Source organism: Bacillus sp. SIMBA_008, from assembly GCF_046535495.1.
In the GTDB taxonomy this organism is placed as follows: Bacteria; Bacillota; Bacilli; order Bacillales; family Bacillaceae; genus Bacillus; species Bacillus subtilis.
Genome location: NZ_JAWRWL010000421.1, coordinates 1 through 274 on the forward strand (window position 1 = coordinate 1; position 274 = coordinate 274).

Here is a 274-nt window from a genome sequence, read left to right on the forward strand (position 1 = left end):
GTGATTCCGATGGAACGGACGTTGCCACACCCCCAGCTTTCCATGATGCAGCCCGATGCGATACGCCGAACGCAAGGCGCTGTCACCCGCGCTGCGCAGACATTCACCGTGGAAACATTCGCGATGACACGCGCGATCAAGCACGCACTCGATCTGGATGGCATCCTCAACCCGGAAGGTGTTGCTACCCGCATGGACCCGGCGGCGTGGCAGGTCCTTCTGGTGGGAGCGCACATTGGCCCTCACCGCATCACGTCACCATGGGCGCACCTGT

General features: G+C 62.4%; 1 protein-coding gene. It reads left to right on the plus strand.

The annotated features are described in order from the left end of the window. Window positions 1-274, plus strand: a 274-nt coding sequence (locus tag SB658_RS23850; protein WP_410602799.1) for a hypothetical protein, incomplete at both ends; no start/stop codon positions are given.